Genomic DNA, 19185 nt, shown 5'->3' with positions numbered 1-19185 from the left:
GGCGCCCACGGACCCCCCTCACGGCGCCGCCGGCTTCACCACGAGCTCCGCCTGGTCCAGGATGTGCCCCTCCATGAGCGCGTGCGCATCGCCCAGCGTGGTCCGCGCCGTGCCGGTGACCTCGTCGTCGAGCGCGAACACCGTGTAGACGTAGGAGTTTCCCTCGACGCACGGTCCGGAGTAGGTCCCGCTGCCACGGAAGCTGTCCCCGACGATCCCGCCGTCGACCATCCCGGCGTCAGCAGGCTCCAGCCCCGTCGCGGACGGGTCGATGCCGGTGACGACCCAGTGCACATAGCTCGGGTGCGCGGGATCGGTGAACGTCACGACGAACGACCGCGTCCCGTCGGGTACCCCGTCCCAGGCGAGTGCCGGCGACCGGTTCTCCCCGGCGCAGGTGGTCCCGTACACCCCCGACGCCCAGGCGGGGAGCGCACCCGTGTCGTCGAGGTCGGGGCTGGTCAGGACCAGGCCGGGGTGCGCCGACTCCGGCGGGTCCGACGCGGCGCTGCCGGTCGAGCATCCCGCCAGCACGACGGCCACGGTCACGGCCACGGCCGCGATCCCCGCCGGCGCACCTCGGCCACCGCGTCGTCGCTCGTCCCGGACCCTGCGCGCCATGTCGCCTCCCCGTGCATCGCCCGCGCCGGCAGATCCCCGACGCAGAATAACGTTGTTATGGCCATAACGTAGTGATGTGACCACAGCGACGTCAACGCCGCACCTGCGCGACCGGATCCTGGCCGAGACCGTCAAGATCCTCGGCACCGAGGGGCCGGCGGCGCTCACCGTGCGCCGGGTCGCCGCGCTGGCGGGCTGCTCGACCATCGGGGTGTACACCCACTTCGGCAGCAAGTCCGCCCTCGTCGACGCGGCGATCATGGAGGCGTTCGCCGGGCTCGACGAGGCGTTGGCACCGACCGACACGCTGCACGGCATCGACAGGCTGCTCCGCGGCGCCCACGCGTACCGGGACTGGGCCCTCGCCCACCCGCTGGAGTACACGGTGATGTTCGCGCCCAGCATCACGGCCGGCGATGCCACCGACGCCGCGGCGCAGCGAGGGGGGCTCTCTCTCGACGACCACATCGCGCGGACGCAGGACGCCGTCGACCGAGGCGAGCTGACCGGGGACACCGAGACGATCGCCCGCAGCATCTGGTCGCAGGTCCACGGGTGGGTCATGACCGAGATCCTGCAGCCCGACCTGAGCGGCTCCGCCGGACCTGCCGCCCGCCGGGAGTTCGACGCCGGGGTGCGCGCGGTCCTCGTCGGGTTCGGCGCTCCCACCACCGCCGACCCCGCGCCGACGTCGGACGTGCAGGCGCCTCGGCCCAGCGCGATCACGCCGGCGTCGCCCTACGTCGACCTCGACCGCGCCGCCTGGACCCGCCTCTCCGCGTCGACCCCGCTCCCGCTCACCGACGCCGACGTCGAGCGCCTCGCGGGCCTCGGGGACCCGATCGACCTGGCCGAGGTCGACGCCATCTACCGCCCGATCTCCCGGCTGCTCGACCTGCACATCGAGGCGACCCGCGGGCTGCACGCCGCGTCGAGCACGTTCCTGCGCGAGGACGTCGGCGGTACCCCGTTCGTGATCGGCGTCGCAGGCTCCGTCGCCGTCGGCAAGTCGACCACCGCGCGGCTCCTGCGCGAGCTGCTGGCGCGGTGGCCCGCGACGCCCCGGGTCCAGCTGATCACCACCGACGGCTTCCTCTACCCCAACGCCGAGCTCGAGCGCCGCGGGCTGATGGACCGCAAGGGCTTCCCCGAGTCGTACGACCGCCGGTCCCTGCTCCGCTTCGTGTCCAAGGTGAAAGCAGGGCGCCCGGAGGTCAGGGTCCCCGTGTACGACCACCTGACCTACGACATCCTCCCGGGCCGCGAGATCGTGGTGAATCGCCCCGACGTGCTCATCGTCGAGGGCCTCAACGTGCTCCAGCCCGCCCGGCCGACCGCCGAGGGCACGTCGAACCTGGCGGTGAGCGACTTCTTCGACTTCTCGATCTACGTCGACGCTCGCACGAGCGACGTCCGCCGCTGGTACGTCGACCGCTTCCTCGCGCTGCGGCAGACCGCGTTCGCACGGCCCGAGTCGTACTTCCACCGGTACGCCGCGCTCACCGACGACGAGGCGGTGGAGCGAGCCGAACGGATCTGGGACTCGATCAACGAGCCCAACCTGGTGCAGAACATCCTGCCCACCCGCAGCCGGGCCACCCTCGTGCTGACCAAGGACAGCGACCACGCGGTGGAAAGGGTCCGGCTGCGCAAGCTGTAGTGCTCAGGGCGCTCAGCGCTGCGCCGTCGGCTCGGCCGGGACCACGAGCCGGACCGGGTACTGCTCGCTGTCCGTCTCCTCGAGGGCGTCCAGAGCGGTCGACACCGCCTGCTGCGGGGAGCCGCAGCGGTCCGTCGGCCACACCGGACGGACCGCACGACCGAGGGCGTCGACGAGCCAGAGGGACGGCGCCTCGACGGCAGCGGTGCTGCACGTCCCGCCGCGCGGTGCGGACGGCCGGCGCAGCGCCGCGACGAGCGGGTCCAGGTCGCCCTCCCGTCGGCTCGCCGTCAGCGCCACCCACGTCCCGGACGAGTCCTGCAGGGTGCCCCCCGGGGCGCACACGACCACGCTGACGGGCAGGAAGCCGTCCGGCACGCGGCCCGCCTCGGGGGCGTCCGCGTGTGGGGAGCCAGCTCCACTGGGCGCACCGGCCGCCACGAGGCCCAGATCTGCGAGGACCTGCGACGAGAGGCAGTCGGCGGCGCCGACGACGACTGCGGTGGGGGTGTCCTGCGCCCGCTCACCGGGGGCGCTGCACGCGGCGAGGCCCAGCAGGAGTGCCGCAGGCAGCGCGAGGCAGACGGCCCACCTCGCGCGCGCGTCCATCTCGCCCCCTGTCTGCCTCCGCCCATGCCCGCGGACACCCCCGGGGGTGTGATCAGGCACGGGAGCGCCGACGCCGACGTCGACACGGTCAGAGAGTAAGCACAGTCATGGGCGAAATGACGCAGTGATACCGGATCGTTAGGCAGCGGGGTCGGATCGTGAGCGTCCTGTGACCGGAGCAGTCGGCAGTGCCGGGGGGCTGTCCGGCTCGTCGGCCAGCAGCGCCGGTGCGCTGTCCGCACGGGCCGGGCGGTGGTGAGTGAGCTTGCGCAGCACCCAGTCGATGACCAGCCCGATCGCCAGCCCACCGACGACGCCGACCGCGACCGCGACGAGCGTGTGGTCGTGGAGCCAGGCACCGGCACCGATCCCGATGAGCGCCGAGTAGCAGGCCCAGGTGACGGCTGCGATCGCGGTGAGCCCCATGAAGCGGCGCCGGCTGTAGCCCACCGCGCCCGCGGTCATGTTCACCGCGACGCGCCCGATCGGGATGTAGCGGGCGGCGATGATGAACGCCGCCCCACGGTTCGCCAGCGCGGTCTCCGCCCAGTCGACGGCCGCCTGCCCCCTCGGCGACCGCAGGACGCGCAGCTCGCGCACCTTCACCTTGGTGCCGATCTGGTACGCGATCTGGTCCCCGGTCCACGCGCCTGCGGCGGCGACGAGCATGATCAGCGCGAGGTTGGGCGAGCCCTCGGCCATGGCGACAGCGGACACCGCGATGACGATCGACTCGCTGGGGATCGGCGGGAAGAAACCGTCGATGGTGGCGAACGTGTAGAGCACGACGAAGATCCACGGGGAACCTACGAGGGCCAGGGCCCACCCCTCCAGCACGTGACATCAGCTCCTGCGTCGTGCACCGACGGCGATCCGGCCGGTGTCATGGCTCCACGGTAAGTCGCGGTACCGCCCGGATGACATAGGGGTGACCCCCGGTTCATCCCTGGTGCCGCCCCGAATCATCCCAGGGTCGGACCCCGGCTCCCCCGACGGGGGCTCCCTCAGTCCAGCGAGAAGCCGAGCGCGCGGGCTGCAGCAGCCGGCTTCGGCTCCGCCGCCCACCGCCCGCCCAGCTCGTCGGTCGCCGCGAGCGAGCGCAGCTCGGCGCGGTCCAGGTACAGGGTCCCGGCGAGGTGGTCGGTCTCGTGCTGGACGATCCGCGCGGACCAGCCGCCCACGATCTCGTCGACGACGTCCCCCCGTTCGTCCGTGGCCGTCAGGTGCACGTGACGCGCGCGCGGGACGACGGCCTGGTAGCCGACGACGCTGAGGCACCCCTCGTAGAAGCCGACCCGCTCGTCGCCGACCGGGGTGTACCGGGGGTTCACGAGCACCCGGTACGGCAGCGGCTCACGCTCCCGGACCTGCGCGTGCTCGTCGGAGGCGGTACCCGGGTCCTCGAGCACCGCGAGCGCCACCGGGAGCCCCAGCTGCGGCGCGGCCAGCCCGACGCCCGGAGCGGCCAGCATCGTCCGGTGCATCACGTCGAGGAGCGCCGCCAGCTCCTCGTCCGACAGCTGGCCCTCGTACGGAGTCGCCACGGCTCGAAGTGCCGGGTGCCCCGCCTGGACGATGGGCGCGACACCGTCAGCAGAGCGCGTGCCGGCCTCGATGATCCAGAGCGCCACGTCACGCAGCGCCTGGTCCCACTGGGGCCCGGACGGCACTACAGCGCCAGCCGGTGCAGGACGACGTCGGCCAGCTCGTGAGCCACCCGGTCCGCCTCCGCCTGCGTCCCCGCCTCCACCATGACCCGGACCAGGTCCTCGGTGCCCGACGACCGCAGGAGCACCCGTCCGGTGCGGCCCAGGCCGGACTCCGCCGACCGCACCGCGTCCTGCAGCGACTCGTCCGACGCCGCACGGCGCTTGTCGACGCCCGGCACGTTGACGAGGGTCTGCGGCAGCCGACGGACAACGCCTGCGAGGTCGGCCATCGTCGACCCGGTCGCGGCCAGGCGCGCGGCCAGCTGCAGCGCGGTGAGGACCCCGTCGCCGGTGGTCGCGTGCGCCGCCATGATGATGTGCCCGGACTGCTCGCCTCCGAGGGAGTACCCCCCGGAACGCATCGCCTCGAGCACGTATCGGTCACCGACCGCGGTCTCGATCGTCTCGATCCCGGCCTCGGTCATCGCGATCTTCAGGCCGAGGTTGCTCATGACGGTGGTGACCAGGGTGTCGGCGACGAGGTCGCCGCGGTCGCGCATCGCGATCGCGAGGATCCCCATGATCTGGTCGCCGTCCACGAGGACACCCGAGGCGTCGACGGCGAGGCACCGGTCGGCGTCCCCGTCGAAGGCGACCCCGAGGTCCGCCTCCGAGGCCACGACGGCGGCCTGCAGCTGCTCGGGGTGGGTCGAGCCGCACTTCTCGTTGATGTTGCGCCCGTCGGGCGAGGCGTTGATGACGACGACGTCGGCGCCGGCCGCCCGCAGCGTCGCGGGACCGACGTCGCTCGCGGCACCGTTCGCGCAGTCGACCGCGATGCGCAGCCCCGACAGCGGCACGTCGATGGTGCCGACGAGGTGCTCGACGTACTGCTCGCCCGCCCGTCCTGTGTCGACGCGGATGCGACCGACGTCTCCGCCGAGCGGACGTTCCCAGTCCTCGCCCATGCGCGCCTCGATGGCGGCCTCCAGCTCGTCGTCGAGCTTGTGCCCGCCGCGCGCCAGGAACTTGATGCCGTTGTCGGGCATCGGGTTGTGCGACGCGGAGAGCACCACCCCGATGTCGACGCCGAGCTCGGCGGTCAGGTAGGCCACCGCGGGCGTCGGCAGCACGCCCACGTTGTTGACGTCGACGCCTGCCGAGGCCAGGCCTGCGGCTACGGCCGCGGCGAGGAACTCCCCTGACGCGCGGCTGTCACGCCCGACGATCGCGCGCGGCCGGTGCCCCTCGAACTGGCCGAGCGAGCCGAGGACGTGCGCCGCGGCGACCGAGAGGTCGAGCGCCAGCTCGGCGGTCACGTCGCGGTTGGCGAGCCCGCGCACGCCGTCGGTACCGAACAGTCGGCCCATGGTCAGACTCCTTCGTCGTCGCGGGGGGCGCCACGATCGGCGCCGTCCACGTCTCGCGCGTTGTCGATGGTTGCAGAGATGCCGATGGCCCCGCTGGTCGTGAGACCGGCAGGGCCATCGGGCCGAAGGGCGTCGATCAGCGCTTCGAGTACTGCGGAGCCTTGCGGGCCTTCTTGAGACCGGCCTTCTTGCGCTCCACGACGCGGGCGTCGCGGGTCAGGAAGCCGGCCTTCTTCAGGGCCGGGCGGTTGTGCTCCTCGTCGATCGAGTTCAGCGCACGGGCGATGCCCAGGCGCAGCGCGCCCGCCTGGCCGCTCACGCCACCGCCGGTGATGCGGGCGACGACGTCGAAACGACCCTCGACGTCGACCAGCTTGAACGGGGAGTTCACGAGCTGCTGGTGCACCTTGTTCGGGAAGTAGTCCTCGAGCGTCCGCCCGTTGACCTTCCACTGACCGGTGCCGGGGACCAGGCGCACGCGCGCGATGGCCTCCTTGCGACGGCCCAGGGCGTTCGCGGGTGCCGTGATGCTCTGACCGCGGCCCGTCGGGGCCACCGTCTCGGAGGTGTAGCTGGTGGGGGTGTCATCGCCCTCGAGGTCGATGTCGACCGTGGTCTCTGCCACTGGTGTCCTCGCGTCCTTGTTCTCTGTACTCAGCCGGCTCACGCCTGCTGAGAGACCTGGGTGATCTCGAAGGGCTTCGGCTGCTGCGCCGCGTGCGGGTGCTCCGCACCGGCGTAGACCTTGAGCTTGGTGAGCTGCTGACGCGCGAGCGAGCTCTTGGGGAGCATGCCGCGGACAGCCTTCTCGATCGCGCGCTCGGGGTGCTTCTCCAGGAGGTCGGAGTAGGCCACGGCGCGCAGGCCACCCGGGTATCCGGAGTGGCGGTACGCGAGCTTGTTCTCGCGCTTGTTGCCGGTCAGTGCCACCTTGCTCGCGTTGATGACGATGACGAAGTCACCGCCGTCGACGTGGGGAGCAAAGGTTGCCTTGTGCTTGCCGCGCAGCAACGTGGCCACATGTGTGGCCAGGCGACCCAGGACGACATCGTTCGCGTCGATGATGTGCCAGGTCCGCTCGACGTCGCCGGGCTTCGGGGTGTACGTGCGCACGGTCGTCAGCCTTCGTTTCGTTGCGAATCTTGTCGCGGCGGGACTCCACAGGGTGCGGGTCCGCCGATGAATGCTCTCGTCGGCATCCAGGCGGCGAGCGGGAACGCACCGGCCCTGCCGTTCTGGCTCGGTGCTGAGTGCTGAGAGGGCACTTGCAGCCGCCGGAACGGGGACGCACAACGAGTCACTAGATTACCTGGCGCTGGACCGAGGGGTCAAAACGCGGAAGTCGCGCTCACCCCGCGGAGGGCGGCCCGTGCCGACGGACGGGCCGCAGAGCTGCCGACGCGGCTCGCACCACGCGCTCCGTGAGGTCGTCGAGGGTCGGGGTGCGCAGCGCCCAGTGCTGCCAGTACAGCGGCACGTCGAGGTGGCGCCCGGCCCGGATCTCGACCAGCGCTCCCGCCGCGATCCGCTCGGCCGCCGCGACCTCCGGCACCATCCCCCACCCGAGCCCCGCCTCGACGAGCCCGACGAACGCGGACTGCGACGGCACGTAGTGGACGTGCGGAGTCACCGTGCGGCGCCCCACGACGGACGCCACGAAGCGTTCCTGCAGGCCGTCCTCCCTGTTGAAGGCCAGCAGCGGTGCCGCGGCGAAGACCTCGGCACCCAGCCCGTCGGCGAACCAGCGATCCCGACGGGCAGGTGCCGCGACGGCCAGGTAGCGCATCGCGCCCAGGCGTCGGACCCGGCAGCCCTGCACGGCACGGGGGTCGGCGGTCACCGCCGCCATCACCGTGCCGTCCCGCAGCAGGTCGGCGGACAGCTCCTGGTCCTCGCGCCGCAGGTCCAGCAGGACGTCCGGCGGGAGGTCCGCGACCGCCGCGGGGAACCACGTCGACATCGAGTCGTCGTTCACGGCGACGGGCAGCCGGCGCGTGGACGGTGCGGCCCGCGACCCGCCCGGAGCGGGCACCAGCTGCGCCATCGCGTCCCGGCCGAGCAGCTCCATCTGGCCCGCCAGCCGGACCAGCACCTCGCCGTCGTCGGTCGGGCGGCAGGGGCGCGTCCGGAGCACGAGCACGCGTCCCACCTGCTGCTCGAGCGCCTTGATGCGCTGGCTGACCGCCGACGGGGTGACGTGCAGACGCTGCGCGGCTGCGTCGAAGCTGCCCTCGTGCACGACGGCCGCGAGGGCGCTCAGCTGATCCACATCGAAGGCCACATGAATGATCCTAATGGTTCTAGAGAATCATGAACTGGTCTTCGGCGTACGCGCGGCCTAGCGTCGTGCCTGTGCCAGCCATCGCCCTCACGGGCTTCCTCAGCGCCCTGGGCCTCATCATCGCGATCGGGGCCCAGAACGCCTTCGTGCTGCGTCAGGGGATCCGAGGCGAGCACGTGCTGCCGGTGGTGGCGATCTGCGCGGCCGCCGACGCTCTCCTCGTCGCCGCCGGGATCGCCGGGCTCGGCGCGCTCGTCACGGAGCACCCCGTCGTGCTCACCGTGACGAAGTACGCGGGCGCCGCGTTCCTGCTGGCGCTGGCCGTGGGTGCCGCGCTGCGCGCCCGGCGCCCGGAACGCCTCGACCCGGCTGCCGACGGGCCGGCGGCGTTGGGCGCGGTGGTCACCACCTGCCTGGCCCTGACGTTCCTCAACCCGCACGTCTACCTGGACACGGTGGTGCTGCTGGGCTCGCTGGCCCATCAGCACGACCCGGGAGCGTGGGCGTTCGGCGCCGGGGCGGTCGCCGCGAGCATCGCGTGGTTCAGCGCGCTCGGGTTCGGCGCCGCCCGCCTCCGCCCGGTGTTCGCCCGTCCGCGCGCCTGGCAGGTGCTCGACGTCGTCATCGCGGTGGTGATGGCGACGCTCGCCGTCCTGCTGCTGGTCTGAGGATCAGCGCACGCGGTCGACGCGCCCGGCGTCCCAGACCGGCTCCGGGGTCTCGACGACCTCCCCGTCCGCTCCGAACACCAGGTACCGGTCGAAGGTGCGGGTGAACCAGCGGTCGTGCGTGACCGCCAGCACCGTGCCCTCGAACGCGGCCAACCCAGTCTCGAGCGCTTCCGCCGAGTGCAGGTCGAGGTTGTCGGTCGGCTCGTCGAGCAGCAGCAGCGTCGCGCCCCCGAGCTCGAGCAGGAGGATCTGCAGACGCGCCTGCTGACCCCCGGAGAGCGTCTCGTACCGCTGCTCTGCCGCGGCGACCAGCTCGTACCGGTCGAGCGCCTTGCTGGCCTGCTCCCGGCCGAGCCCTGCGCGGTGCCCCTCGCCACGGTGCAGGATCTCCAGCAGCGTCCGGCCGACGAGCTCGGGGTGTCCGTGGTTCTGGGCGAACCAGCCCGGCCGCACCCGAGGACCGAGGACGACCCTGCCGGTGTGCTGCACGGGCGCCACCGGGATGTCGTCGGCGGGCTCGTGCTCGGGCCCCGGATCGCTGCCTCCGGCCGCCAGGAGCCGCAGGAAGTGCGACTTGCCGGACCCGTTGGATCCCAGCACCGCGACGCGCTCGCCGAACCAGACCTCGAGGTCGAACGGCTTCATGAGGCCGGTGAGCTCCAGGCCGGTGGCGACGACCGCACGCTTGGCGGTCCGACCGCCGCGCAGCCGCACTTTGACGTTCTGCTCACGCGCGAGCAGCGTCGGCGGACCCGCCTCCTCGAACTTGCGCAGCCGGGTCTGCGCGGCGGAGTACCGCGACGCGAGCCCGTCGTTGAACGCCGCCTTCGTCTTGAGGGTCAGCACCAGCTCCTTGAGCTTCGCGTGCTCCTCCTCCCAGCGCCGCAGCAGCTCCTCCAGCCGCGAGCGCCGGTCCTCGCGCGCCTGGTGGTACGTCGCGAACCCGCCGCCGTGCACCCAGACCGCCGCGCCGTTGATACCGGGCTCGAGGGTCGCCACCTGCGTCGCCACCCGGGCGAGCATCTCGCGGTCGTGGCTCACGAAGAGCACCGTCTTGTTCGACGCCCGCAGCTTGTCCTCGAGCCATCGCTTGGTCGGGACGTCCAGGGCGTTGTCGGGCTCGTCGAGCAGCAGCACCTCGTCGGGTCCGCGCAGCAGCGCCTCCAGGACGAGCCGCTTCTGCTCGCCGCCGGACAACGTGCGCACCTCGCGGTGCTGGGCGGCGTCGAACGGGACGGACAGCACGGCGTCCGTGACGCGGTCCCAGCCCGCCTCCGCCTCGTACCCACCGACGTCCGCCCAGTCGACGAGCGCCTGCGCGTACCGCATCTGCGCCGGCTCGTCGTCGACCTCCATGATCGCCAGCTCTGCGCCGGCGAGCTCGACAGCGGCGTCCCGGACGGCCGGTGACGCCAGCGACGCCAGCAGGTCCCGGATCGACCGGTCGTCGTCGATGCGACCGATGTCCTGCCGCATGATCCCCAGCCCACCGCTGCGCCCGACGGACCCGGCGTGCGGTGCCTCGTCCCCGGCGACGATCCTCAGCAGCGTCGTCTTGCCGGCGCCGTTGGGCCCGACGAGCGCGACGCGCGCACCGTCACCGACGCGGAACGACACGTCGTCGAGGAGGGGACGTCCGTCGGGCAGGAAGTACCCGATGCCGCCGATGTCGAGGTGGCCCATGCGCCCAGTGTCTCTGGCCGCCGACCTCCCGGGACACCGGATTCCCGTGGCGTCACCCACTCCCCTGGCGCCGGGACCCGCACGGTGCGAGGGTCGGAGGCATGAGCGAGACTCCTGGCACCAGCGCCGACCCCGAGCTCGGCGGCGAGGGCGACACCGACCAGCTGCCCAGCGAGGACACCCTGATCGACCGCGGCGTCGACGACCTCCTCGACGAGGGCTACACCGTCCCGGACCGGCCGCGCCCTAACCACTACGGCGAGACGGCCTGGGAAGAGGCTCACCGCGAGACGATCGACCAACGGATCGGCCAGGAGGAGCCCGAGGTCTGGGAGGCGCGGCCACGCCCCGAGCGCGACGAGTCCCGTGCCGGTCGCCTGGTGGAGGACGACGGCGCCGTCGAGGCCGGCGGCACCGACGGGTTCGCCATCGACGCGGGCTTCTCCGGGGGTGCCGCGAGCGCCGAGGAGGCAGCCGTGCACCTCATCGAGGAGGAGTACGTCGACGACCGCCGCTACCGCGACGACGTCGACGAGGTCTGACTGGGCGTCGTCAGCCGCAGCAGCCGGCCGCGTGCTGGAGGTCCTCGGCCGCGCGTCGCGCGCGCGTCTGCACCGCTCGCGCAGCCAGCTCCTCGTCGGGCGGGTAGCCCACCTCCTCGAGCGTGAGCCCGTGGGCGGCGACGACGTGCACGCCCTCACCACGGCGACGGGCGGCGAGGAGCTCCGCCGGCCAGCCCGAGCCTCGCCGGCCCTCCCCCACGGCCAGGCTCGCACCGACGAGCGAGCGCACCATCGAGTGGCAGAACGCGTCCGCTTGCACGGTCGCGACCACCAGGCCGGCGTCGGGACCGTCGACCGGGCGGGACCACGCGAACGCCTCCAGCGTGCGGATCGTCGTCGCACCCGGGCGTGGCTTGCAGTAGGACGCGAAGTCGTGGCGCCCCACCAGAGGCCGCGCCGCGGACGCCATCGCATCGACGTCGAGCCCTCGACGGTGCCACAGGACGTGCGTGCGGGAGAGCGGGTCGCGACGGGCGGCGTCGTCACAGATCCGGTACGTGTAGCGGCGGCGCAGGGCGGAGAACCGGGCGTCGAAGCCCTCGGCCGCCCGCGTGAGGGAGTGCACGACGAGGTCCGCCGGCAGGATGCCCCCGAGCCGGGTGAGCAGCACCTCGTCCACCGGGCGCGACGAACGGCCGCTGCTCTTCTCGATGAGACCGGTGGAGATGTCGACGTGCGCCACCTGCCCGCGCGCGTGGACGCCGGAGTCCGTGCGCCCGGCCACCGTCACGCGCGGTGGCCCGTCGGTGCGCAGGACGGTGCCCAGGGCCGCCTCCAGCACCCCCTGGACGGTCCTGAGGCCGGGCTGGATCGCCCAGCCGGCGAAACCGGTGCCGTCGTAGGCCAGATCCAGCCGCAGCCGCACGGCGGGCTCCTGCGTCGGCACACCCGTGGGCCCGCCGTCCATGCTCTCGCTCACGGGTCCACACGGTAGTCGGCCGACGCCACGTCTCCGCGCGGCCGCACCCGCCACATCCCGGTCCGCACGTCGGGCACCGCCTACCGTGGGCCTGTGCCCGCTACCGGCTCCGACCCGTTCACGCTCGCCGTCGACTGCGGCGGCGGCGGCATCAAGGCGTCGGTCCTCGACGCAGCCGGCACCCTCCACGCCCCCGCGGTCCGGGTTCCGACGCCCTACCCGCTGCCGCCCGAACGCCTCGTCACCACGATCGCGGAGATCGCCGCCGACCTCCCTCCCGCCGACCGCGTGACCGTGGGGATGCCCGGGATGATCCGGCACGGCGTCGTCGTCGCGACCCCCCACTACGTGACTCGCTCCGGGCCCCGGACCGCGATCGACCCCGCGCTCGTTGCCGCCTGGGCGGGCTGCGACATCCGCGCAGCCGTCGAGGCCCGCCTCGGGCTGCCCACCCTCGTCCTGAACGACGCCGAGGTGCACGGCGCCGGCGTGATCTCGGGGACCGGCGTCGAGCTGGTGCTCACCCTCGGGACAGGGCTCGGCACGGCGCTGTTCGACGGTGGCGTCCTCGCGCCCCACCTCGAGCTCTCGCACGCCCCCGTGCGCTGGGGCACCACCTACGACGCGTACATCGGGCAGGTTGAGCGCGCACGGCTCGGTGACGCGCTCTGGTCCCGACGGGTCCGCCGTGTCGTGGACGGCTTCCGGCCGGTGTTCGTCTGGGACCGGCTGTACCTCGGTGGCGGGAACGCCCGTCAGGTCACCGCGACCACGCTCGCACGGCTCGGCGACGACGTCGTCGTCGTCCCGAACCAGGCCGGCATCGTCGGCGGCGTCAGGGCGTGGTCCCTGGACAGGTGACGGGTCACCCCGGCCACGCCGTACCTCACGTCCCGGTGGCGACCGCCGCGCGCGACTCGACCTCGTCCAGCGCCTCGAGCAGCACGCGCGTGAACCGTGCCGGCTGCACCAGGCTCACCAGGTGCGTCGCGCGCGGCACCACCACCAGCCGCCCGTCCCGGCACGCGGCCAGGAACCGGCGCTCCTCACCACGGAAGTGGTCGAACGCGCCGTTCACCAACCACACCGGAGCCTCGATCCGCGCCAGGTCGGTCAGGGGCGTCGCCACCGCCATCTCCCGCAGGACCTCGTTCGTGGCATCGAGCGCGAACCCCCCGGCACCGACGTCCGCCGCAGCGGGCGCGGGCAGGGCCAGGTCGACGAAGAACTGGTTCAGGCGCGCACCGCGGTCCGGCAGCCGCGCGATCCCCTGCGCACCGAACGACCACCCTGCGACCAGCACCCGGTGCGGCCGCGTCGAGCAGGCCGCCGCCAGCACCCCGGAGACCTGGTCGGGATGGCGCGCCGCGTGCCGGATCGCTACGTAGCCACCGAGCGAGAGCCCGACGACGAACGCCGGTCCGCCCACGCCGTCGACGGCCTCCGCGACGGTGTCGACCGCCGAGTCCAGGGTGAACGGCTCGCCGATCCGGGTCCCGTGGCCCGGCAGGTCCACCGCGACGGCGCGTCGACCCACTCGTTCCAGCGCCTCCAGCTGCGCCCGCCACATGGTGCGGGAGGTCCGCAACCCGTGCACCAGCACCACCGGAAGGCTCATGCGTCCGACTCTAGGCTCGACTGCCGCTCTGGTCGTCCCTCTGTCCCGGGGACGACGGAAGGCCCGGGACCAGTCGGTCCCGGGCCTTCTCGACGTACCTGTCAGATCACGCCTTGTCGGCGTCATCCTTGCTCTCGACGGGGGCGTCCTCGACAGCCGCGTCCTCGACCGGGGCGTCCTCGACGACGGCGTCCTCGACGGGCTTGTCCTCGGCCTTCTTCGCCTTCGGCGCGGCCTTCGAGGCGGCCTTGGTGGCCTCCTTCACGACGGCCTGCTTCGGGGAGAGCGGCTCGAGCACGAGCTCGATGACGGCCATCGGGGCGTTGTCGCCCTTGCGCGGACCGATCTTGGTGATGCGCGTGTAGCCACCCTGACGCTCGGCGACAGCCGGGGCGATCTCGGTGAACAGCACGTGGACGACGGACTTGTCCTTGACGACGGTCATCACGCGGCGGCGGGCGTGCAGGTCACCACGCTTGGCGAACGTGATGAGGCGCTCGGCGAGCGGACGCAGGCGCTTGGCCTTCGTCTCGGTCGTCGTGATGCGCTTGTGCTCGAACAGCGACGTCGCGAGGTTCGCGAGGATCAGCCGCTCGTGCGCCGGTCCGCCACCGAGCCGGGGACCCTTGGTGGGCGTAGGCATGGTCTTTACTCCTTGAGTTCCAGTGATGGGCTGTGGACGGCCGGCTGTCAGGCCGACCGTCTACGTCCCCGGCGTCAGTACTGCTCGTCCTCGACGAAGTCGCCCTCGTCGTCGCCGTAGTAGGCGGTGGCGGACGGGTCGAAGTCGAGCGGGCTGTCCTTGAGCGTCAGACCGAGCTCGGCGAGCTTCTCCTTGACCTCGGTGATGGACTTCGCACCGAAGTTGCGGATGTCCAGGAGGTCCGCCTCGGAGCGAGCGACGAGCTCACCCACGGAGTGGATGCCCTCGCGCTTGAGGCAGTTGTAGGAGCGGATCGTGAGCTGCAGGTCCTCGATCGGCAGAGCGAGGTCCGCGGCGAGCGCAGCGTCGGTCGGCGACGGGCCGATCTCGATGCCCTCGGCCTCGATGTTCAGCTCGCGCGCCAGGCCGAAGAGCTCGACGAGGGTCTTGCCGGCAGACGCCAGCGCGTCACGCGGGCCGATCGCCGACTTGGTCTCGACGTCGACGACCAGCTTGTCGAAGTCCGTGCGCTGCTCGACACGCGTCGCCTCGACCTTGTAGGTCACCTTGAGGACCGGCGAGTAGATCGAGTCGACCGGGATACGGCCGATCTCGGTGTCGAACGACTTGTTCTGGTTCGCCGACACGTACCCACGACCACGCTCGACGGTCAGCTCGATCTCGAGCTTCCCCTTGTCGTTGAGCGTGGCGAGGTGCAGGTCAGGGTTGTGCACCTCGACACCGGCCGGCGGCACGATGTCTGCAGCGCTGACCTCACCGGCACCCTGCTTGCGCAGGTACATCACGACGGGCTCGTCGTTCTCCGAGGAGACGACAAGCTGCTTGATGTTGAGGATGATCTCGGTGACGTCCTCCTTGACGCCCGGCACGGTGGAGAACTCGTGCAGCACGCCGTCGATCCGGATGGACGTGACGGCGGCACCGGGGATGGAGGACAGCAGCGTCCGGCGGAGCGAGTTGCCGAGCGTGTAGCCGAAACCCGGCTCCAGGGGCTCGATGGAGAACCGCGACCGGTTCTCCGAGATGACCTCTTCGGTCAGGGTGGGGCGCTGTGCAATCAGCACGGTGTGTTTCCTCTCAGCGGGCGTCCGCCATATGACGCTGCGCAGTACTACGGGCCGGCCTGGTCTCGGTCCACCTGGTCGACGTAAGGATGTCCGGGTCGGTGCGCGACGTGCGGTCGCGCACCGACCCGGTGGAGAACCGACGGTCAGACGCGCCGGCGCTTCGGCGGACGGCAGCCGTTGTGCGCCTGGGGCGTCACGTCCTGGATCGAGCCGACCTCGAGGCCGGTCGCCTGCAGCGACCGGATCGCGGTCTCACGGCCGGAGCCGGGGCCCTTGACGAAGACGTCGACCTTCTTCATGCCGTGCTCCTGGGCGCGACGAGCGGCCGCCTCGGCGGCGAGCTGCGCCGCGAAGGGGGTCGACTTGCGCGAGCCCTTGAAGCCCACCTGGCCCGACGAGGCCGACGCGATGACGGCGCCGGTCGTGTCGGTGATGGAGATGATCGTGTTGTTGAAGGTGCTCTTGATGTGCGCCTGGCCGTGGGAGACGTTCTTCTTCTCCTTGCGGCGCGGCTTGCGCACGGCGGAACGGGTCTTGGGAGGCATTCTCTTCTTCTCTCGAGGTCTGATCGGCTTGCCCTGGCGCGAGGCGCCCGGGGCGGAGGGCTACTTGCGCCCGGCCTTCTTCTTGCCGGCGACGGTGCGCTTCGGACCCTTGCGGGTACGCGCGTTGGTCTTGGTGCGCTGGCCGCGCACCGGAAGGCCACGGCGGTGGCGCAGGCCCTCGTAGCAGCCGATCTCGACCTTGCGGCGGATGTCCGCAGCGACCTCACGACGAAGGTCACCCTCGAGCTTGTAGCTCGTCTCGAGGAAGTCACGCAGCGCGACGAGCTCGGCGTCGCCGAGGTCCTTCACGCGCAGGTCCGGGCTGATGCCGGTCGCGGCCAGAGTTGCCTGGGCGCGGGTACGGCCGACCCCGTAGATGTAGGTGAGCGCGATCTCGAGCCGCTTCTCGCGGGGGAGGTCGACGCCGATAAGACGTGCCATGTGCCTGGTGGCTCCTGAACTGCTTCGGAGGTCTGCCGCACTGCCCTCCCGCGTGCTGCGGGCCCCGGCCTCCGACCGAGGGTGCACCGGCGGGTGAACGCCGGAGTGGCTGTGCGCTTGCTGGTCCTCCGCGGAGGACCGGTGGTGCTGGTCGAGCTGCTGGTCCGACGGACCGGCGTCAGGGCATCAGCCCTGGCGCTGCTTGTGGCGCAGGTTCTCGCAGATCACCTGGACGCGACCGTGCCGGCGGATCACCTTGCACTTGTCGCAGATCTTCTTGACGCTGGGCTTGACCTTCATCGCGTGTTCCTCCGCCGCCGTTGCGCCCCTGAAAAGGCTGACGGCGTGATCGAGTGGCTGTTACTTGTAGCGGTAGACGATCCGGCCACGGGACAGGTCGTACGGGCTCAGCTCGACCACCACCCGGTCCTCGGGGAGGATCCGGATGTAGTGCTGTCGCATCTTGCCCGAGATGTGGGCGAGTACCTTGTGGCCGTTGGTGAGCTCCACGCGAAACATCGCGTTCGGCAGAGCCTCCACGACGCTGCCCTCGATCTCGATGACACCGTCCTTCTTCGCCATATCCTCCGCTAACTGTCGGTTCTGATGGATCAGCCCACATCGGCCGGCCCGCCCAGGAGTGGACGGGTCAGCGTGGTGGGATCCTGCTGGGAATCTCGGTGGGCACAGCGCGCCACGAGAACCGGGCGCACACCCAACGGACAACCTTACGCCATCCGGCCCGAGGGACGAAACCGCCGCCGTCCCGTGCCGCGTGCGGTCCGCCACACCTCACTCGCCCGTCTGCGACCTGGGTGCACGGGGACGCGCGGTGGGCCGCCGTCACGTGCGACGGCGGCCCTCCGACGTTCGATCAGCTGCTGCGGAGGCGCCGCGCCAGGAGCAGGGCGGCACCCGAGAGCACGAGGATCCCGCCCGCGAGGATGTCCGGCAGCGGCGACGAGCCGGTGGCGGCCAGCGCCGCTCCCCCCGTGTCGCCGGTTGCCAGGACCTGCGAGTAGACCGTCGCACTGGGGGTCGGCGTGAGGGCGAGAACCACCGCAGTCGGCGTCGGAGTCGAGGCCGGGGCCGGGTCGTCAGCGACCTGGGCGACCGGGGTTGGTGTCGCCGTGGACGTCTCGCTCGGCGTGGACGCAGGCACGGACTGCGACGGCGTCGGGGTCGACGTCGAGCCGCACTCCGGGACGGTCTGCGTTACCACCTCCGACAGCTCCCAGTGCTCGGCATCGAAGATCGCGCCTGCCTGGGTCTCCTCGTCCCACCAGCCGATGAAGTTGTCCGGGTAGAGCGGTGCAGCGCTCTCGGTGAAGACCGTCTCGTCGCCATAGGCCTTGTCCTGCTGGATTCCCCACCCCTCGCCGCAGAGCGTCACGCCAGCAGGCAGAGCCGCCTGGATCTCCGCGAGGGTGAGGTCGTCGCGCCAGGACCCGCCCGGCCATGTAGCGGCGAGGTACTGCTGGGTCGAGTTCCTCCACGCCGCATCCTTGCCGAGGTCCTTCTTGCGGTACACGTACGCGGCGGTGGTCTCCTGCTTCGCCGACAGGGACGGCTGCGGCGTCTGCTCGCCGTCGCCGCCGCCGGTGGCGTGGGCCGCGCCCGCACCGAGCGAGAGGAGGAGGGCCGAGGACACGGCGACGACGCCGAGCACGCGGCCGCTCCGACGAGGACGGGAGGAGGTCAGGGAGGAGAGAACGCTGCGCTGCATGGGTCACCCATCACGTCGAGTGCAGGCGCGCGCTGACCACGCGCCTGCCGGGAGTCGGGCGCTCACACCCCTCACCGCACCGATCAGACGACCGAGCGGGCCCCGGGAGCACCCGTGGCGGAGAGTTCACCGCCACGGCAGGACCGTATCCGACAAACCGGTCGTCGCGCGTGCGTTTCGGCCGCTCAGGGGCGAATTGTGGACAACCGAGCACACGGCGGATCTCGCGCCGCACGTGCGGACGCCTGGGACCTTCAGCCGAGCGGGGCGACCGTCACGCCACGCGCGCCGAGCTCCTGCGCGCCACCGTCCGCGGCCGTGAGCACCCAGATGCCGTCCTCCAGGACGGCGACCGTGTGCTCCCAGTGCGACGCACGGGAGCCGTCGGACGTGACGACCGTCCAGTCGTCGTCCAGGATCTGCGTGAACCGCTGCCCACGGACCACCATGGGCTCGACCGCGACGCACAGGCCCGGTCGGACCCGCGGACCGCGATCTCGGCTGCGGAAGTTCGGGACGTCCGGCGGCTGGTGCATCGAGGTGCCGATCCCGTGGCCGACGTACTCCTCGACGAGCCCGTACCGGGCGCCGCCGTTCAGGCCGGCAGACGCGGCGGCATCGACGACGTCCTCCACCGCCTCCCCCACCGCCCCGAGGCGCTCGGCCCCCGCCAGCGCCGCGATGCCGGCCCACATGGCCCGCTCGGTGGTGGCCGCCAGGTCGATGTCATCCGACGTGGCGCCGTCGAGGACGACCGTGATCGCGGAGTCACCGTGCCATCCGTCGACGATCGCGCCGCAGTCGATCGACACCACGTCACCGGGCTCGAGCACCCGGGCACCCGGGATCCCGTGCACGACCTCGTCGTTGACCGACACGCAGAGCGTGGCCGGGTACCCGAGGTAGCCCAGGAAGGACGCCGTCGCGTTGTTGTCTGCGATGACCTCCGCCGCGACCGCGTCGAGCTGTGCAGTGGTGACGCCGGGCGTCGCACGCTCACGGACCGCGGCGAGCGCCTCGGCGACCACCAGACCTGCGCGCCGCATGAGCAGCACCTGGTCCGGGCTCTTGTACTCGATCCGTTCGCGCCCGAACACC

General features: G+C 71.9%; 23 protein-coding genes and 1 pseudogene. 5 read left to right on the top strand and 19 right to left on the bottom strand.

The features are described 5' to 3' along the window. Positions 1 to 18: 18 nt before the first annotated feature. On the bottom strand, positions 19 to 621 hold the full coding sequence (locus ASG23_RS19515; protein ID WP_162242681.1) for a YbhB/YbcL family Raf kinase inhibitor-like protein: 603 nt from the start codon (positions 619 to 621) through the stop codon (positions 19 to 21). 76 nt (positions 622 to 697) lie between these two features. Between ASG23_RS19515 and ASG23_RS20530 the strand changes: the two are divergent. Continuing rightward, positions 698 to 1189, top strand: a pseudogene (locus ASG23_RS20530) (TetR/AcrR family transcriptional regulator); the annotation flags it as partial. Positions 1190 to 1318: 129 nt separating this feature from the next. Next, complete coding sequence (gene coaA, locus ASG23_RS20525; RefSeq protein ID WP_056024505.1) at positions 1319 to 2281, top strand: type I pantothenate kinase; 963 nt, start codon at positions 1319 to 1321, stop codon at positions 2279 to 2281. Positions 2282 to 2293: 12 nt separating this feature from the next. Here the strand turns inward: coaA and ASG23_RS09310 are convergent, their stop codons facing one another. The 7 genes from ASG23_RS09310 to ASG23_RS09280 all read right to left on the bottom strand — a co-directional run bounded on the left by ASG23_RS09310 (position 2294) and on the right by ASG23_RS09280 (position 8190). Beyond that, the gene (locus ASG23_RS09310; RefSeq protein WP_056023482.1) at positions 2294 to 2890 is read right to left on the bottom strand and encodes a hypothetical protein; all 597 of its coding nucleotides are present in this window, start codon (positions 2888 to 2890) and stop codon (positions 2294 to 2296) included. A gap of 138 nt (positions 2891 to 3028) precedes the next feature. Beyond that, positions 3029 to 3727: a DedA family protein gene (locus ASG23_RS09305; RefSeq protein ID WP_235520984.1), complete on the bottom strand. Its 699-nt coding sequence runs from the start codon at positions 3725 to 3727 to the stop codon at positions 3029 to 3031. 167 nt (positions 3728 to 3894) lie between these two features. Then, on the bottom strand, positions 3895 to 4560 hold the full coding sequence (locus ASG23_RS09300; RefSeq protein ID WP_200941555.1) for a peptide deformylase: 666 nt from the start codon (positions 4558 to 4560) through the stop codon (positions 3895 to 3897). Next, a complete protein-coding gene (gene glmM, locus ASG23_RS09295; RefSeq protein ID WP_056023479.1) occupies positions 4560 to 5909 on the bottom strand; it encodes a phosphoglucosamine mutase in 1350 nt (449 codons plus the stop codon). The genes ASG23_RS09300 and glmM overlap by 1 nt, the downstream gene beginning before the upstream one ends. 136 nt (positions 5910 to 6045) lie before the next feature. After that, positions 6046 to 6534: a 30S ribosomal protein S9 gene (rpsI, locus tag ASG23_RS09290; protein ID WP_056023476.1), complete on the bottom strand. Its 489-nt coding sequence runs from the start codon at positions 6532 to 6534 to the stop codon at positions 6046 to 6048. Between the two features lie 38 nt (positions 6535 to 6572). After that, a complete protein-coding gene (gene rplM, locus ASG23_RS09285) occupies positions 6573 to 7022 on the bottom strand; it encodes a 50S ribosomal protein L13 (RefSeq protein WP_055912203.1) in 450 nt (149 codons plus the stop codon). Positions 7023 to 7257: 235 nt separating this feature from the next. Beyond that, on the bottom strand, positions 7258 to 8190 hold the full coding sequence (locus tag ASG23_RS09280; RefSeq protein WP_056023473.1) for a LysR family transcriptional regulator ArgP: 933 nt from the start codon (positions 8188 to 8190) through the stop codon (positions 7258 to 7260). Positions 8191 to 8261: 71 nt separating this feature from the next. Between ASG23_RS09280 and ASG23_RS09275 the strand changes: the two genes are divergently transcribed. After that, entirely contained in the window at positions 8262 to 8858 is a 597-nt protein-coding gene (locus ASG23_RS09275) for a LysE/ArgO family amino acid transporter (protein ID WP_442856814.1), read from the top strand. A 3-nt stretch (positions 8859 to 8861) separates the two neighbouring features. Here the strand turns inward: ASG23_RS09275 and ASG23_RS09270 are convergent, their stop codons facing one another. Next, entirely contained in the window at positions 8862 to 10544 is a 1683-nt protein-coding gene (locus ASG23_RS09270) for an ABC-F family ATP-binding cassette domain-containing protein (RefSeq protein WP_056023468.1), read from the bottom strand. A 101-nt stretch (positions 10545 to 10645) separates the two neighbouring features. Between ASG23_RS09270 and ASG23_RS09265 the strand changes: the two genes are divergently transcribed. After that, positions 10646 to 11086, top strand: coding sequence for a DUF5709 domain-containing protein (locus tag ASG23_RS09265; RefSeq protein WP_056023465.1), 441 nt, complete (start codon positions 10646 to 10648; stop codon positions 11084 to 11086). A 10-nt stretch (positions 11087 to 11096) separates the two neighbouring features. Here the strand turns inward: ASG23_RS09265 and truA are convergent, their stop codons facing one another. Then, a complete protein-coding gene (gene truA / locus ASG23_RS09260) occupies positions 11097 to 12014 on the bottom strand; it encodes a tRNA pseudouridine(38-40) synthase TruA (protein ID WP_056024497.1) in 918 nt (305 codons plus the stop codon). 105 nt (positions 12015 to 12119) lie between these two features. Between truA and ASG23_RS09255 the strand changes: the two genes are divergently transcribed. Continuing rightward, positions 12120 to 12887 carry an ROK family protein gene (locus ASG23_RS09255; protein WP_056023462.1) on the top strand — a complete coding sequence of 256 codons (768 nt, stop codon included), beginning with the start codon at positions 12120 to 12122 and terminating at the stop codon, positions 12885 to 12887. A 25-nt stretch (positions 12888 to 12912) separates the two neighbouring features. Here ASG23_RS09255 and ASG23_RS09250 read toward each other — a convergent pair whose 3' ends face one another. The 9 genes from ASG23_RS09250 to map all read right to left on the bottom strand — a co-directional run bounded on the left by ASG23_RS09250 (position 12913) and on the right by map (position 19184). Continuing rightward, on the bottom strand, positions 12913 to 13644 hold the full coding sequence (locus ASG23_RS09250) for an alpha/beta fold hydrolase (RefSeq protein ID WP_056023459.1): 732 nt from the start codon (positions 13642 to 13644) through the stop codon (positions 12913 to 12915). 106 nt (positions 13645 to 13750) lie between these two features. Next, a complete protein-coding gene (rplQ, locus tag ASG23_RS09245) occupies positions 13751 to 14287 on the bottom strand; it encodes a 50S ribosomal protein L17 (protein WP_056023456.1) in 537 nt (178 codons plus the stop codon). A 74-nt stretch (positions 14288 to 14361) separates the two neighbouring features. After that, on the bottom strand, positions 14362 to 15372 hold the full coding sequence (locus tag ASG23_RS09240; protein ID WP_056023453.1) for a DNA-directed RNA polymerase subunit alpha: 1011 nt from the start codon (positions 15370 to 15372) through the stop codon (positions 14362 to 14364). 146 nt (positions 15373 to 15518) lie between these two features. After that, positions 15519 to 15920 carry a 30S ribosomal protein S11 gene (gene rpsK / locus ASG23_RS09235; RefSeq protein ID WP_056023450.1) on the bottom strand — a complete coding sequence of 134 codons (402 nt, stop codon included), beginning with the start codon at positions 15918 to 15920 and terminating at the stop codon, positions 15519 to 15521. A 60-nt stretch (positions 15921 to 15980) separates the two neighbouring features. Continuing rightward, a complete protein-coding gene (rpsM, locus tag ASG23_RS09230) occupies positions 15981 to 16361 on the bottom strand; it encodes a 30S ribosomal protein S13 (protein WP_056023447.1) in 381 nt (126 codons plus the stop codon). A 186-nt stretch (positions 16362 to 16547) separates the two neighbouring features. After that, the gene (gene rpmJ, locus ASG23_RS09225; RefSeq protein WP_013117849.1) at positions 16548 to 16661 is read right to left on the bottom strand and encodes a 50S ribosomal protein L36; all 114 of its coding nucleotides are present in this window, start codon (positions 16659 to 16661) and stop codon (positions 16548 to 16550) included. 60 nt (positions 16662 to 16721) lie between these two features. Further along, positions 16722 to 16943, bottom strand: a complete 222-nt coding sequence (gene infA / locus ASG23_RS09220) for a translation initiation factor IF-1 (protein ID WP_013770189.1) — start codon at positions 16941 to 16943, stop codon at positions 16722 to 16724. 292 nt (positions 16944 to 17235) lie between these two features. Then, positions 17236 to 18030 carry a hypothetical protein gene (locus tag ASG23_RS09215; RefSeq protein WP_056023444.1) on the bottom strand — a complete coding sequence of 265 codons (795 nt, stop codon included), beginning with the start codon at positions 18028 to 18030 and terminating at the stop codon, positions 17236 to 17238. A gap of 311 nt (positions 18031 to 18341) precedes the next feature. Beyond that, entirely contained in the window at positions 18342 to 19184 is an 843-nt protein-coding gene (gene map, locus ASG23_RS09210) for a type I methionyl aminopeptidase (protein WP_056023435.1), read from the bottom strand. Position 19185 lies beyond the last annotated feature (1 nt).

This window comes from Cellulomonas sp. Leaf395 (genome assembly GCF_001424125.1).
Taxonomy (GTDB): domain Bacteria; phylum Actinomycetota; class Actinomycetes; order Actinomycetales; family Cellulomonadaceae; genus Cellulomonas.
This window is presented reverse-complemented; position numbering and strand designations above follow the sequence as displayed.